Source organism: Vibrio sp. V38_P2S17PM301, assembly GCF_009904845.1.
Lineage (GTDB): Bacteria > Pseudomonadota > Gammaproteobacteria > Enterobacterales > Vibrionaceae > Vibrio > Vibrio proteolyticus.
The window spans coordinates 47069-61872 of the sequence record NZ_WXWO01000029.1; the positions used below are offsets into that span (position 1 = coordinate 47069).

13 protein-coding genes are annotated in these 14804 nt (G+C 50.5%); 3 read left to right on the plus strand and 10 right to left on the minus strand.

The window, feature by feature from the left end; genetic code table 11:
• Genes lgt through rppH form a run of 4 tightly spaced genes read right to left on the minus strand, consistent with a single transcriptional unit; the run spans position 1 to position 4430 of the window.
• The gene (gene lgt, locus CAG64_RS06955) at positions 1–816 is read right to left on the minus strand and encodes a prolipoprotein diacylglyceryl transferase (protein ID WP_021705637.1); all 816 of its coding nucleotides are present in this window, start codon (positions 814–816) and stop codon (positions 1–3) included.
• Positions 817–858: 42 nt separating this feature from the next.
• The gene (locus CAG64_RS06960) at positions 859–1653 is read right to left on the minus strand and encodes a sulfite exporter TauE/SafE family protein (RefSeq protein ID WP_021705638.1); all 795 of its coding nucleotides are present in this window, start codon (positions 1651–1653) and stop codon (positions 859–861) included.
• Positions 1654–1662: 9 nt separating this feature from the next.
• Positions 1663–3909, minus strand: a complete 2247-nt coding sequence (gene ptsP, locus CAG64_RS06965) for a phosphoenolpyruvate--protein phosphotransferase (RefSeq protein ID WP_161447379.1) — start codon at positions 3907–3909, stop codon at positions 1663–1665.
• A 2-nt stretch (positions 3910–3911) separates the two neighbouring features.
• Positions 3912–4430: an RNA pyrophosphohydrolase gene (rppH, locus tag CAG64_RS06970; RefSeq protein ID WP_021705640.1), complete on the minus strand. Its 519-nt coding sequence runs from the start codon at positions 4428–4430 to the stop codon at positions 3912–3914.
• A gap of 641 nt (positions 4431–5071) precedes the next feature.
• Here rppH and mutH point away from each other — a divergent pair.
• Positions 5072–5740 carry a DNA mismatch repair endonuclease MutH gene (mutH, locus tag CAG64_RS06975; RefSeq protein ID WP_021705641.1) on the plus strand — a complete coding sequence of 223 codons (669 nt, stop codon included), beginning with the start codon at positions 5072–5074 and terminating at the stop codon, positions 5738–5740.
• 13 nt (positions 5741–5753) lie between these two features.
• Here mutH and CAG64_RS06980 read toward each other — a convergent pair whose 3' ends face one another.
• A complete protein-coding gene (locus CAG64_RS06980; protein ID WP_021705642.1) occupies positions 5754–6074 on the minus strand; it encodes a DUF6482 family protein in 321 nt (106 codons plus the stop codon).
• Positions 6075–6198: 124 nt separating this feature from the next.
• Here CAG64_RS06980 and CAG64_RS06985 point away from each other — a divergent pair, with 124 nt between their 5' ends.
• Positions 6199–7233: an NADP(H)-dependent aldo-keto reductase gene (locus CAG64_RS06985; protein ID WP_021705643.1), complete on the plus strand. Its 1035-nt coding sequence runs from the start codon at positions 6199–6201 to the stop codon at positions 7231–7233.
• A 39-nt stretch (positions 7234–7272) separates the two neighbouring features.
• On the opposite strand, the gene CAG64_RS06990 is transcribed toward CAG64_RS06985, so the two are convergent.
• The 5 genes from CAG64_RS06990 to brnQ all read right to left on the minus strand — a co-directional run bounded on the left by CAG64_RS06990 (position 7273) and on the right by brnQ (position 13764).
• Positions 7273–7524, minus strand: a complete 252-nt coding sequence (locus CAG64_RS06990) for a hypothetical protein (protein WP_021705644.1) — start codon at positions 7522–7524, stop codon at positions 7273–7275.
• A gap of 509 nt (positions 7525–8033) precedes the next feature.
• Positions 8034–9368 (minus strand): cyclic-di-GMP-binding transcriptional regulator VpsR, encoded by a 1335-nt coding sequence (gene vpsR, locus CAG64_RS06995; RefSeq protein ID WP_161457951.1) that lies wholly within the window; start codon positions 9366–9368, stop codon positions 8034–8036.
• A 284-nt stretch (positions 9369–9652) separates the two neighbouring features.
• On the minus strand, positions 9653–11170 hold the full coding sequence (lysS, locus tag CAG64_RS07000; protein ID WP_021705646.1) for a lysine--tRNA ligase: 1518 nt from the start codon (positions 11168–11170) through the stop codon (positions 9653–9655).
• A gap of 35 nt (positions 11171–11205) precedes the next feature.
• Positions 11206–12304, minus strand: a protein-coding gene (gene prfB, locus CAG64_RS07005) for a peptide chain release factor 2 (RefSeq protein WP_156008732.1) whose coding sequence is annotated in 2 segments (ribosomal slippage) — positions 11206–12228 and positions 12230–12304 — 1098 coding nt in all. Because the reading frame shifts where the segments join, the coding sequence is not laid out codon by codon here.
• Between the two features lie 146 nt (positions 12305–12450).
• Positions 12451–13764 (minus strand): branched-chain amino acid transport system II carrier protein, encoded by a 1314-nt coding sequence (gene brnQ / locus CAG64_RS07010; RefSeq protein ID WP_021705648.1) that lies wholly within the window; start codon positions 13762–13764, stop codon positions 12451–12453.
• A gap of 315 nt (positions 13765–14079) precedes the next feature.
• Between brnQ and CAG64_RS07015 the strand changes: the two genes are divergently transcribed.
• A complete protein-coding gene (locus CAG64_RS07015) occupies positions 14080–14799 on the plus strand; it encodes a tRNA1(Val) (adenine(37)-N6)-methyltransferase (protein ID WP_161447730.1) in 720 nt (239 codons plus the stop codon).
• Positions 14800–14804 lie beyond the last annotated feature (5 nt).

The window sequence follows — 14804 nt, forward strand, 5'->3', positions numbered from 1 at the left end:
CTACTTTGCTGCAACGCCGTCTTTGTACCGTCCACGCTTGTAAGCCCAGATGATCATCAACAGACCGGCCAGAATCATCGGCGTCGACAGGATTTGCCCCATTGAAATCACGCCATCAAACAGCCCCAGTTGCGCATCCGGCTCACGGACGAACTCGACAAGGAAGCGGAATGTACCATATCCGAGTAAAAATAGCCCTGATACCGACCCGAGTGGACGAGGCTTTTTGATAAACCAGTTAAGAATGAAGAACAACACGATGCCTTCCAGTGCCAGTTCATACAGCTGAGACGGATGGCGCGGCAGAGGACCTGCGTTGGGGAAAACCATCGCCCATGGCACGTCTGTTACCCGTCCCCAAAGCTCACCATTCATAAAGTTACCCAGTCGCCCCATCCCGAGGCCAAACGGCACCAGCGGCGCAATAAAGTCGGCCACACCAAAAAAGGTCCGGCCTTGACGATGCGCATACCAGGCCATCGCAGCAATCACACCAAGCAGGCCACCATGGAATGACATTCCGCCGGTCCAGACTTTAAACAGGTAAAGAGGATCGTCGAGGAACAGACCAAAATTATAGAACATCACGTAACCGATACGGCCACCGATCACGACTCCCAAGAAACCCGCAAACAGCAGATCCGATACTTGCTCTCGGGTCCAGCCACTGCCTGGTTTATCAGCCCGGCGGTTAGCCAGCCACAAAGCAAAGGCAAACCCAACTAAATACATCAAACCGTACCAACGTATCGACAAAGGGCCTATCGTGACCAGAACAGGATCAATATTAGGAAATTGGAAGTATTCCTGAGACATAAAACGTTTCTCTTGCTTGAAATAGGTATTAAGAGTGAGATGTCATTGCAGTAACATAGTTCCGGCAACAAACATCAAAAACACGGCAAAAATTTTCTTGAGTGCGGCGGTCGGCATCCGAGTGGCCAAACGAGCACCAATGCGTGTGGTCAGCATCGACGTTGCCGCGATGGCCGCCAATGCAGGCAGATAAACATAGCCCAAGCTGTACGGCGGTAAGTTATCACTGCTGAAACCGTGCAGAATAAACCCGGTCATACCGGAAATCGCGATCACACAACCACACACTGATGATGAGCCGACAGCACGGCGCATTTCGACCCCGTGACGGTTGAGAAACGGCACCGACAACGAACCGCCGCCGATACCAGCCAGGCTCGATACCACACCGATCCCGGTTCCGTAACACATGGTCGCCAGTGTACCTGGCATGTCGCGATGTTTGCTGTTTTTCAGCGACAGCAACATCTGCAGCGACAGCAGCAAGACAATGACACCAAAGATTTTCGGCAGGTACTGAGCCGGGATCCATTCCGCGATATTCGCGCCGACAAACCCGCCAATCACCACTCCCGGCATCAACCATTTGACGACAAACATATCGACATTACCCAGCTTGAGGTGGTTGAGTGCCGACGAACCGGACGTCACGATGATGCTGGCCAGGGAGGTCGCCAAAGCAATATTCATCACGATGGCAGGGTCAACCTTAGCCATCGGCAGCAGAAACAGCAGTGCCGGTACCACCACCAGGCCACCACCAATGCCCAGCAGCCCAGCCAACACACCTACCACAGAGCCGAGCAGAAGCAACAGCAGCAAAAATTCAACGTTCAAGTGATTACCTTATTTTTTCCCGGCACGAATGAAGCCGGCGAAGCCTTTCTGTTCAAAGAAGTGCTGCAACATATTGTAAATGGCATCCCCGTAGGGTTGCATCAGCGCTTTGTCAGCAAGTGCTGTTAATTCTTGTGCAGCGGAATGACGCAACAGGTATTTAACCCGGGCAACGTTCGACGTGTTCATACTCAGCGTGCGATACCCCAGCCCTACCAGCAGCAGCGCGCCGATCGGGTCACCGGCCAGCTCACCGCACACACAGACGGGCAGCTTCAGTTGCTCACAGCACGACTGGATCTGCTTCAGTGCCATCACCACCGCCGGATGCATCGATTCATACACATCTGCCACGCGGGAATTATTGCGATCCACCGCCAGCAGATATTGGGTTAGATCATTGGTCCCAACCGAAACAAAGTCGATTTTCGTGGCAATGAGTGGCAGCAAGTAAAGTATCGACGGTACTTCAATCATGATGCCAACGGGCGGCATCACGATCCGTTCATCGATGACCGACACCTCCTGATACGCCTGATGGATCAGCGTTAACGCGTCGTCGAGCTCTTTCGCCCCTGATACCATCGGCAGCAGTATACTCAAGTTCTGATATTCTGCACTGGCTTTCATCATTGCCCGAAGCTGCATCAAGAAGATATCCGGATGATCAAGCGTAAAGCGGATCCCACGCCAGCCAAGAAAGGGGTTGTCCTCTTCTATCGGCAGGTACGGCAACGCTTTGTCACCGCCAACATCCAGCGTCCGCATCACCACCCGTTTGTCCGGATACGCTCCCAACACCGCCTGGTACTGCTGGGTTTGCTCTTCTTCAGAAGGAAAACGGTGTTGCAGCAGGAAAGAGATTTCCGTTCGGTACAACCCGACCCCGTCAACCCCCTGGTTCACAGCAATGTTGGCATCCGCGCTTAACCCCGCGTTGAGCAACACCTGCACCCGTTCTCCATCCTGAGTACAGGCGGGCTCTTCGATGCGCTTGTTGACCATGCTGGCCAACTCGCGCTCTTCCGCCGCCAGTGCACGGTATTCACGCAGCAACTGTTTGTTTGGCGAAATCAGGATCTTGCCACTGTAGCCGTCAACAATCCCCAGCTTGCCGTTCAGATTTTTCAGATTGAGCGTGGCGCCCATCACCGCAGGAATGCCGAGCGCCCGCGAGAGGATAGCGGCGTGCGAGTTAGCCGCCCCTTCCAGCGACACAACCGCCAGCAGCTTATCTTTTGGAATCGACGCCAACAAGGAAGCGGTCAGCTCTCGCACCACCAGAATCACCGGTTGTTCAAATTCTTGCTGTTCATTTTCGGTATTGTGCAGGAAATACAGCAGCCGCTGCCCGAGCTCTCGAATGTCCTGAGCCCGCTCGCGTAAGTAGACATCCGACATCCGCGCAAAACGGTTCGAGTAAGTTTCCACTACCTGACGCAACGCCCAGTCAGCGCGCTCGCCTTTCTGGATTTGCGCTTTCAAATCGCCGCGCAGCATCGGGTCATTCAGCAAGTGAGTAAAAAGATCAAAGATCGCCAATGCATCTTTGTTGATTTCGCTGTCGAGTTTCTTGCGCATCCGGCGGAAATCACTCAGCGCAGCTTCCACTGCCAGCAGCAACCACTCCTGCTCTTGTTCGACATTCAACGTCGACGCCGGATACACATCAGTAAGTTGCGGCTGAGTGTCGTCCCACCAGAACTGGCCAATGGCAATTCCCGCCGATGCTGGAATGCCTTTGATCGCCTGTTGTCGCTTGCTCAGCTTCCACAAACCCTGGGTTTGCGCGTGGGCAATGATCACCGCCAACTGGGCCGCCAGAGTAACCAGAAAAGACTCTTCCATTTCACTGAACTGACGCGGTGTTTTCTGTTGTACCACCAACACACCAAGCACTTGTTTGCGGTGAATGATGGGCGTGCCGAGGAAACTTTGGTATACCTCTTCCCCCAGTTCGGAGAAGTATTTGAAATTGGGGTGTTTGGAAGCTTCAGCCAGGTTGATAGGTTCAGCAGAACGCTTCACCAATCCCACCAGACCTTCATTAAAATCGATATGAATTTTATCGCCTTTGAACTTGAGACCTTGTGTGGCCATCAGCTCCAGGCGATGCATCTCTTCGTTTGCCAGATAGATAGTGCAACACTCCGTGCTCATTGCACGGCATGTCTGCTTCACCAAAACATCCAACGCCTGATGGACGTCTTCCACTTTGGAAACCTGTTCAACTATTTCCCTTAGTTGAGAAAGCATGCCTATCCTCTTTTGTGTTTGCGTTTACCTTTCAGTTTACGTTCACGAAACGGCATTGCCATCGAGGCAAACTCCTTCATTGCCCGACGATAAACATCGCGCTTAAAAGAAACCACTTGTCTGACCGGATACCAATAACTGACCCAACGCCAACCATCAAATTCAGGGGAATTACCACGCTGCATATTAATGCGCGATTCTTCGCACTCTAGACGCAATAAAAACCATTTCTGTTTTTGGCCGATACAGACAGGTTTGGAATCCCAGCGAACCAAACGCTTGGGAAGCTTGTACCTCAGCCAATGACGACTGGTTGCGATGATCTTGACGTCTTTCTTCGTCAATCCCACTTCTTCATACAACTCCCGGAACATGGCTTGCTCAGGAGTTTCGCCATCATCAATGCCACCTTGAGGAAACTGCCAAGAGTGTTGTCCGTATCGTTTTGCCCAGAAGACCTGACCATGGTTGTTACAAATTACAATTCCCACATTTAAGCGGTAACCATCGCCATCTATCACTGGCCAACCTCTAATAAAATCTTTAATAACAGTGATTTTTCCACATATCCCCAATATGAGCAAACTTCCTTGTGTGATTGAGGCGTGATTTATTGTGTTCACTGCGCATATTGAATAACTTTTACACCAAACCGTGGTTATCAACAGCAGGATGAGAGCTACGCCACATTTATTCACCTTTTCTGTGCATAACCATGTGTAGAATCAATGAGAAAGTGATCATTTTAAATACACTGCCGAGATGACCTGTGAGGTCACCTAAAAAACAAAAAACAAAAAATATTAAATATCATAACCTTAAATGTATTCTTTGTTTATTTTCAAACCCAGCGTGATATCTCATCTCCTTTCCACACAGATCGGTCAAAGATCCACCAACGACGATTTTATCCACATCAGTAGTGAACACTTCAGCATCACGTCAGAAAAATCAACCCTAAACTGAGGTTAAAACCCCTGTTTATTGATCCAGACCTCCGTAATCCTGCGTTTTCGACGCCACACTCTGTGGATAAGTTATGAATAGATGATCTTTTGGGCAAAACGATCGTTATCTGACCATTCCCGGGACAACACTCGCCATTCCGTTGTGCTGGAAAAATTTGTTACCATACTGCGGATGATCGCCGGCGGAAACAGTCATGAAACCAGAACCTCAGTCAGAACAAGAACTCCTCGAACGCGCTATGGGCATTGCCGGCCACTCATTTGCAGAACTGGCAAAGGAAGCGGGTATGGCCGTCCCGCCGGATTTACGCCGCGACAAAGGCTGGGTCGGACAACTGCTTGAATGGCATCTGGGTGCCACCGCAGGCAGCAAACCGACCCAAGATTTTGCCCAGTTGGGTATCGAACTGAAGAGTATTCCGATCAGCCATAGCGGAAAACCGCTCGAAACCACCTTTGTTTGTGTCGCGCCACTGACCGGGGTGCATGGCCTGACTTGGGAACACAGCCATGTACGCAATAAACTGTCGCGTATCCTGTGGGTACCCGTGCAAGGCGAACGTGAAATTCCCCTGCCTGAACGACGGGTGGGCTCACCTTTACTTTGGTCGCCAGACGCTGATGAAGAAGCGCAGCTCAAACAAGATTGGGAAGAACTGATGGAATTGATCGTGCTGGGTCAGGTGGAACAGATCACCGCCCGTCATGGTGAGGTGCTACAGCTACGCCCCAAAGCGGCCAACGGCCGGGTGGTCACCGAAGCCTATGGCGCCACAGGCCGGCCAATCAAAACCCTGCCACGCGGGTTCTATCTGCGAACGCAGTTTACTGCCCGTATTTTGCAACGGAACTTTCTCTCTTAGCTCACCAGATGCGCTAATGACTGATGTGGTTCGCCAGTGATAACTCAATATCGCAATAACACTGGCCATCGGGGCTGCCGCACTCATCATAGGCGTTATGCAGCCGCAAGTACGCCCGTTCTACCCCCAGCCGGATCAATTCCTCTTTGACCTGCTCAATAGAGTCGAAGTGCAGCGTTTCACCCGCTTGCTTGATCGGCTCCAGTCGGTGTTTAAATTCAACCGCCAGCAAATACTGGGACAAATCAGAACATCCGATAACAAACACTTTCGGCGGTTGATAACTATCTTTGTGCGGGGCGTGAATCCACTTATCCAGTTGGTGTCTCTGCATAAATCACCTCCTTAGCACAAAGTTTAGCTAAGCCATCTGTTTTTGCGAATCCCGTCTGTTTCTGCTTCCCCTCAGACAAACTCTTCCCCTATAGTGGGAGAATCACAACAAGCAAGGAAGGACTATGCAATACACCAAGCTGCCTCATTCAACGTTAGAAATCAGTAAGATCTGCCTTGGCACGATGACCTTCGGTGAGCAAAACACACAAGCGGAAGCGTCCAGCCAGCTGGATTGCGCACTTGAGCGCGGAGTGAACTTCATTGATACGGCTGAAATGTATCCAGTGCCACCCAAAGCGGAAACTCAGGGACGCACGGAAGAGTTTATTGGGAACTGGCTGGAAAAGTCGGGGAAACGTGAAAAAATAGTGCTGGCGACCAAGGTTGCCGGGCCTCGTAATGTCCCGTACATCCGAGATCACATGAGTCTCGATCGACGCAATATCCATCAGGCAATTGACGACAGCCTACGCCGTCTTAAAACCGACTACGTCGACCTGTATCAACTGCATTGGCCTCAGCGTCAGACCAACTGTTTCGGCCAGCTCAACTATCCTCATCCAGACAGTCAGGATGAAGTCACACTGATTGAAACCCTTGAAGCACTGAGTGACCTGGTTAAAGCCGGTAAAGTGCGTTATATCGGTGTCTCGAATGAAACGCCGTGGGGCGTGATGACACTGCTGCGTTTGGCCGAAAAGCACGAACTGCCACGCATCGTCTCAATTCAGAACCCCTATAACCTGCTCAACCGCAGCTTTGAAGTCGGTTTGTCGGAAATCAGTCACTTTGAAGGCGTTCAGCTGCTTGCTTATTCGCCACTGGCGTTTGGTTGCCTGAGCGGTAAATATCTCAACGGTGCGCGTCCGGAAGGGGCTCGCTGCACTTTATTTGAACGCTTTGTCCGCTACTTTACGCCACAAGGCGTCAAAGCCACGCAAGCGTATGTCGATTTAGCGCGTGAGCACGGCCTGGATCCGGCTCAGATGGCGCTGGCATTTGTCAATCAACGTCCGTTTGTGGCCGCCAATATAATTGGAGCCACCAACCTGGAACAATTGAAGTCGAACATTGACAGTATTGAAGTCGAATTAACTCAGGAGTTGCTTGAGGGCATTCAGCAGATCGGAACGACTTACTCCAATCCTTGCCCATAAAGGGTTCCGGGTCAGGTATCAGCACCTGACCCGGTCAGATTACGTAGGTATTCGCGCACTGAGTACTCGACGCAGATGACGCACACGACGTTCCGCTTTAACTGCATCAGGTTCAGACATACCGACCGGACGGCCATCTTGTTCCAAACCGATGTCTCGTAGCAGATGGACGTTGTTCCACGGTAAATCGTGAGCGCTACGGCGCAACTTGCGTTTCCAAACTCGTTCTTCACGTTTCAGATCAGCGCGTACCAGTAAGGTGGCTAGTTTCAGGTAGACAGAATGACTCATGGTATTTCTCCAGTAGATTAAGAGTAAGTTACTGGGAAAATAGCAGTCTGGAAAAATGGGAGTACAACTTGGGGTTTACCCGTCAGGCTGCTATTTTCCGCAGCCTAAAAGGTTACGGATCAATTAGTTATCGGTACCAGGTTTACGATCAGACATAGCGTCGTTACGGCAAATAAAAGTCGCCATATCTCGGGCTACGATCGCAGAAGCGCAAACTTGGATGAATACAGATAGATGTTTCATTTTGCGCCTCCTGGTCGAAAAAATTAATCCATTGAAAGAGTTAGATGTGGAGCTGTGCTCACGGTTAAATTCTAAGCAAACCAGATGAATATTCAACCAAATATTCTTATTCTTTGAGAAAATAAATTTTTCGTCTGATATTCAAACCATATGCCAATCAGGAATAACATATTCACCTGAACAATATTCAACTAATAAAATAATCGGTCAATAAAAAAGGCTGCCTTTTCAGGCAGCCCAAGGACAGTAATCGGTATTGATCGCGTTCAGACAGAACTTTCTGTGATCAAATTGTGTTTATTGAGCAGACGGTACATGGTGGCGCGGGAAACACCCAGTTCTTTCGCCGCCATCGAAACCTGACCAGAGTGCGACTCCAGTACTAATAGCAGAGCATCCCGCTCACTACGTTCACGAATGCTCTTCAGGCTGCGTTTGCCGTCGCTGCGTTTGGGTAAGTCGAGCTGCAACTCGTCAATCATCACGGAGTCAGACATCAGCACCACGCGCTTGATCTGATTCATCAGCTCGCGCACATTACCCGGCCAGTGATAACGAGTCAGGGCCCGGGTTGCGTCTTCGGTAAAACTGCGCGCCTGCGCATTGAACTCTTTCGAGTATTCCTGCAGGAAATGACGCGCCAGGATCGCAATGTCTCCCGCCCGCTCTTTCAGGCTCGGGACATTGATTCGCAGTACATTAATGTAGTGGTAGAGTTCTTCGTTGAAATCACCGTCTATCAAGGCTTTTTCAATATCGGCGGAATTGGCCGCCAAAATACGCACATCGACTTCTTTGCGACCAGCCGCTGTCTCTACCGTACCTTCTTGTAAGAAACGCAGCAGGTTCAGTTGCTGAGACTTGGGCAGTGTCAGGATGTCGTTCAGCAAAATGGTTCCTCCGTCAGCACGCTCCAGCATAGAGGCATCACTGCCCTCCTCCAGATTTATGCCAAACAGATCGGCCTCAAGACTGCGCTCGGACATGGCTCGGCAGTTAACTGAAATGAATTCGCGATTGCCTCGGGATGACGTTTTATGAATAGCCCGCGCGACGGTTTCTTTGCCAGTACCACTTTCACCGTAAATCAGAATGCTAACGTCGGTCGGACCGATACGTTTGATCTGATCACGCAGACGTTTCATCGGGATCGAGTCGCCAATCAGCCCCATATTGCTGGTCGAGCCATAATGCGGCCAGACTTTCTTCTCCAGCTTCAGCATACCTAATTGGTGGCCAATGGTGCTGAGCAACTGGGCATCAGGGATCGGAGCGGTGAAGAAATCGATACAGAAGTTAACGATAAACTGGCAGATGGTGTCTGAACTCAGTTGCGACTCACGAATAAACGCCAGCCAACGCACCTGCTTATGATTACTGACCAGATTCGCAATACCGTTGAGACTGAATTCATCGTGACTCAGGTCAACGATACCAATACAAGGTCCGGTTTCGGTGAACAAAGCATCTGCTTTACGCAGATCCGCGCACTGAGTGCAACGCCAGCCAACCTGCTCCAAAACTGAGAGCCAGGGTTCATATGTACCACCAACAACGATAAGTGAACCAGGGACAGAATCCATTCGGAATTGATTACCCATTTTTCTGTTCCTTATATCAATTTTTATAGTATTACGTGCTCATTACAGAGCACTTCACTGCGAGCCGTTACATTATCGAGACTCGCCAAGATAATCTGTCTCAATGTTAAGACTAGACATGTAATAGTGCTTTTACCATGACTTTTATTAATACAAGTTCATATTCTTGGTCAAAATGGCGGGCGAATTCTGCTTCAGGAAGGCGATAAAAGGCCCAATACGGGTAATAGGGCAAACCTAAGATGAAAAAAAACCACCCGAAGGTGGTTTTTTCAATCTCAAATTTAAGCCTGTGGGCGCATAGCCGGGAACAGGATAACGTCTCGAATGGTGTGCGTGTTGGTAAACAACATGGCCAAACGGTCGATACCAATACCCTGACCGGCCGTAGGAGGCAGGCCGTGTTCCAGAGCGGTAATGTAGTCCGCATCGTAGTACATGGCTTCGTCATCACCCGCATCTTTCGCATCAACCTGCGCTTTAAAGCGTGCGTCCTGATCTTCAGCATCGTTCAGCTCAGAGAAGCCGTTCGCCACTTCACGGCCGCCGATGAAGAATTCAAAACGGTCAGTGAAGAACGGGTTGTCATCGCTGCGGCGTGCCAACGGCGAAATGTCCGCCGGGTAGCCCGTGATGAAGGTTGGCTGAATCAGTTTTGGTTCAGCGGTTTCACCAAAGATCTCTTCCAATAACTGACCACAGGTCCAGAAGCTTTCAACTTCAACATGAACTGATTTCGCAATCGACACCATCAACTCACGGTTTTGCAGATCAGCTTCCGTCAGCGCCTGGATCTGTTCATGAGTCGGGTTGTAGTGTTTGATCGCTTCGAACATGCTCATACGCGCGTATTTGCCGCCAAATTCAACCGTTTCATCGCCGTATGGCATTGAGGTTGAACCCAGTACGTTCATCGCCACAGTACTCAGCATCTCTTCGGTCAGATCCATCAGATCTTTGTAGTCAGCGTATGCCTGGTAGAATTCCATCATAGTGAATTCTGGGTTATGACGTGGCGACAGACCTTCGTTACGGAAGTTACGGTTGATCTCAAACACACGGTCAAAACCACCGACTACCAGACGCTTCAGGTACAGTTCAGGCGCGACACGCAGGAACATGTCGATGTCCAGTGCATTGTGATGCGTGACGAACGGACGCGCCGTTGCGCCTCCAGGGATCACGTGCATCATTGGTGTTTCAACTTCCAGGTACCCTTTCGAGCTCATGAAGTTACGGATCGCAGACACCAGCTTAGAACGGATGATGAACGCCTGACGAGAGTCTTCGTTGACGATCAGATCCACGTAGCGCTGACGGTAACGCATCTCCTGGTCGGTCAGACCATGGAATTTCTCTGGCAGAGGACGCAATGCTTTGGTCAGCAGCTCATACTCTTCCATGTTCACGTACAGATCGCCTTTGCCTGACTTGTGCAGCGCACCTTTCACACCGATAATGTCACCGATGTCCAGGCCTTGGTACTGCTCTTTCAGAGCTTTCTGAACATCTTTCGAGGCGTAAGCCTGAATGCGGCCAGAAGTTTCCTGAATGACCAGGAATGGACCACGCTTCGCCATGATACGACCTGCGATCGCCACGACGTGGTTCAACGCTTCCAGCTCTTCTTTGCTCTTTTCACCGAACTCTTTTTGCAGATCGCCCGCCAGGCTGTCACGACGGAAGTCGTTTGGGTGACCGTTTGCTTTGCAGCTCTTTCGGATCTCATCCAGTTTCGCGCGGCGTTCAGCAATCAGTTTGTTTTCTTCTAGTACAGTTTCGTTTTGAACAGCATCAGTCATTTTTCGATGTATCCTGTCGTTAGTCGGTGAAAAGCTTACAAACCTGATTTCAGGCTAGCTTCAATGAATTTGTCCAGATCGCCATCAAGCACCGCTTGAGTGTTGCGGTTTTCAACGCCGGTACGGAGGTCTTTAATGCGGGAATCATCCAGTACGTAAGAACGGATCTGACTGCCCCAACCGATGTCGGATTTGGCGTCTTCGTTGGCTTGTTTTTCCGCATTCTGCTTTTGCAACTCGAGTTCAAACAGCTTAGCGCGCAGCTGTTTCATCGCCTGATCTTTGTTCTTATGCTGCGAACGGTCATTCTGACACTGCACCACAGTATTGGTCGGAAGGTGGGTAATCCGTACCGCAGATTCCGTGGTGTTGACGTGCTGACCACCCGCGCCCGACGCACGGTACACGTCGATACGCAGATCCGCCGGATTAATATCGATATCGATGTTTTCATCAACCTCTGGATAAACAAACGCAGACGCAAATGAAGTGTGACGACGACCGCCGGAGTCGAACGGTGATTTACGCACCAAACGGTGCACACCGGTTTCCGTTCTTAGCCAACCGTACGCGTATTCACCCGAAATACGGACCGTTGCCGATTTCAGACCCGCCACTTCACCTTCGGAAACTTCGATCACTTCGGCTTTAAAGCCTTTGGCTTCAGCCCAGCGCAGATACATCCGCAGCATCATGTTCGTCCAGTCCTGAGCCTCAGTACCACCGGAGCCCGCTTGCAGGTCAATATAACAATCCGAGCTGTCATGATCGCCAGCGAACATACGACGAAACTCGAGCAGTGCCAGTTTTTCTTCCAGCTCAGCCAGTTCAGGTTCGATTTCGTCAAACGTTTCCTGATCGTCGGCTTCCACCGCCAGCTCAAGCAGCCCTTCCACGTCGTCGACGCCCTGCTCCAGTTGCTCAATGGTTTCCACAACCGCTTCCAGAGAAGCACGTTCCTTACCCAATGCTTGCGCACGTTCAGGTTCGTTCCAGACATCCGGTTGTTCTAATTCTGCGTTGACTTCTTCTAGACGCTCTTTTTTGGCGTCATAGTCAAAGATACCCCCTCAGGACATTCGTGCGCTCAGACACGTCCTGGAGACGGTTTTTAATAGGATTGATTTCAAACATGTTTGCTTTGCACTTTCGTGTAGAATTTAACCGAAGAATTCTACTGAAAAATGTGATGAAGATACAGGAAAAATTAGAGTTCGCTAATCGCTATAGAAAAGGCCGGCGCTATAGCGCCGGCCTTTGATATTCAACCGCTGATTGGATTAGGCCATGTCGTCGGCCAGTTGCTCTTTTTCACTCGAACCGATAAAGAAGACACACACAATCGACAGTGCGGTTGGCAACAGCCAGGCCATTCCCACATCGAATAATGGCAGCATGTTAAGCATCGAGACATCCATGCCCGCCACTTTGGCCCCATCGATGGCTGCAAACAGCAGAGAAACCAGCATCACCGTACGGTACGCCATTTTCGGGTTTGGCAACTTCTTGCGCAGGAAAGTCAGTGCCACCAGCGCGATCGCCACCGGATAAAGCGCAAACAACACTGGCACAGACAGAGAAATCAATTGTGACAGACCCACGTTGGCCACCACCGCGCACGCAACGCCGTTGATAATAACCCAGGTTTTGTACGACAGCGGCGTCAGCGAACTGAAGTAATCCGAACACGCCGAGATCAGGCCGATCGCGGTTGTCAGACACGCCAGCAGCACGATGACCGACAGAACGATTTGACCGTAAGAGCCAAACAGCGCCTGAACGTATTGACTCAGCACCACACCGCCATTGTCAGCTCCGGCAGCGACAACCGAGCTGGTTGCGCCCAGGTAGAACAGCGAAATGTAGACAAACGCCAGTCCAGCGGCAGCAATGAAGGCAGCACTGATCAGGTACTTAGTAGTGGCAGCGCGTTCGGTAATGCCTTTGCCGCGCAGCGCATCCACCATCAGTACACCAAACATCAGTGAGGCGAACGTGTCCATGGTGTTGTAACCTTCCAGGAAGCCTTTCTGCAGAGGATGGGTCAGGTATTCTCCCTGCGCCGCCACGATGTCCCCTTGAGGATTCATAAATACGCCAACGGCCAGCGCGATCAATCCAAGAAACAGTACCGGGGTCAGAACTTTACCAATCATGTCGATCAGTCGTCCCTGGAACCAGGCAAACACCATCGCTACGATGAAGAAAATGATAGAAAAAGCTGTTAGCTGGAACTGACCGGCGTCAAGCATAAATGGCTTAACCGCCATTTCGTACGCCACCAGTCCGGTGCGCGGCGCAGCAAATGCTGGCCCGATAATGATGAAAATCAGCACCGCCATAATGGTCGCTGCACGCTTGGGCAAATCTTTGGTCATGTGTTCCCATGTACCACCCGCCAGTGCGATGGCAATAATGGTGATCAAAGGCAGTCCGACCGCCGTCAGTAGGAAACCTGTCATTGCCGGTAAAAGGTTGTCACCCGCAAGTTGCCCTGCAAATGGTGGGAAAATGATGTTTCCGGCACCCAGGAAAAACGCAAACAGCATAAAGCCGATTGCAACAATATCTGTTAGTTTTAAAGTCTGCTTCACAGATAGCCCTTATCGTTATAGTCAAATATGTTGTTGTGTATGCATCCACGCACCTAATTGATGCGAGCGAATCCAGAGATCCGGGGTGCGAATAATGACGAATGCATCATCAATTCGCAACCCGTGATAAAAAAACACTATATTAATTTATTACAAAAGTAAAAAAGCAGTCAGTTATACTAACAAAAATCAAAAAACCAATATTATACGCCATCTTAATTGCACATTTTTCCACCAAAGAATAGAACAATTCACCAAACATTTTATTAACAATAGTTGTAAATACTTAATAACCGATCGGTAGCAAAATAAAAAATGAAAGCCACGCCACTAAAAACTAAAGGATTTTCGTTCAAACAGTTCTCGATAGAGGGCGGTCAGTCTGGCATGCCGGTCAGCACAGACGGCGTGATGCTCGGAGCCTGGGCTGACATCGAACCCGCTGAACGCATACTGGATATCGGCACGGGCACCGGGCTACTGGCGCTGATGTGTGCCCAGCGACAACCGCATGCGCATGTAACGGCGGTGGACATTGAGCCCAACGCCATTGCCGCAGCGCAGCACAACGTCACCAACTCAGCCTGGCAGGCACGGATTGAGATACTCGAAGGCGACATTCTGTCGATACCGCTAACCGGCAGCTTCGACGCCATCGTGTGCAATCCTCCGTACTTCAACAGCGGCGAGCAGTCACAGCACCAACAGCGCGCCACCGCTCGTCATACTGACCGTCTCTCCCATCAGGCGTTGATCGCACGCTGCGCTGAATTGCTGACGCCAAACGGATGTGCCAGTTTCGTTCTGCCCGACAGCGAAGGCGAGGCATTTATCCGTCAAGCCGAACAATCCGGCTGGTTTGTCACCCGCTTATGTCGGGTCAAACCGTCAGACACCAAACCGGTCCACCGCTTACTGTTCGAACTGGCTCGCTCCGCCGCACCTTGTCAGGTGAGCGAGTTAACCATCCGGGAAAATTTGGATTACAGCCAGGCCTTTATCGAACTGACGCGAGAATTTTATTTGAAGATGTAGAAATA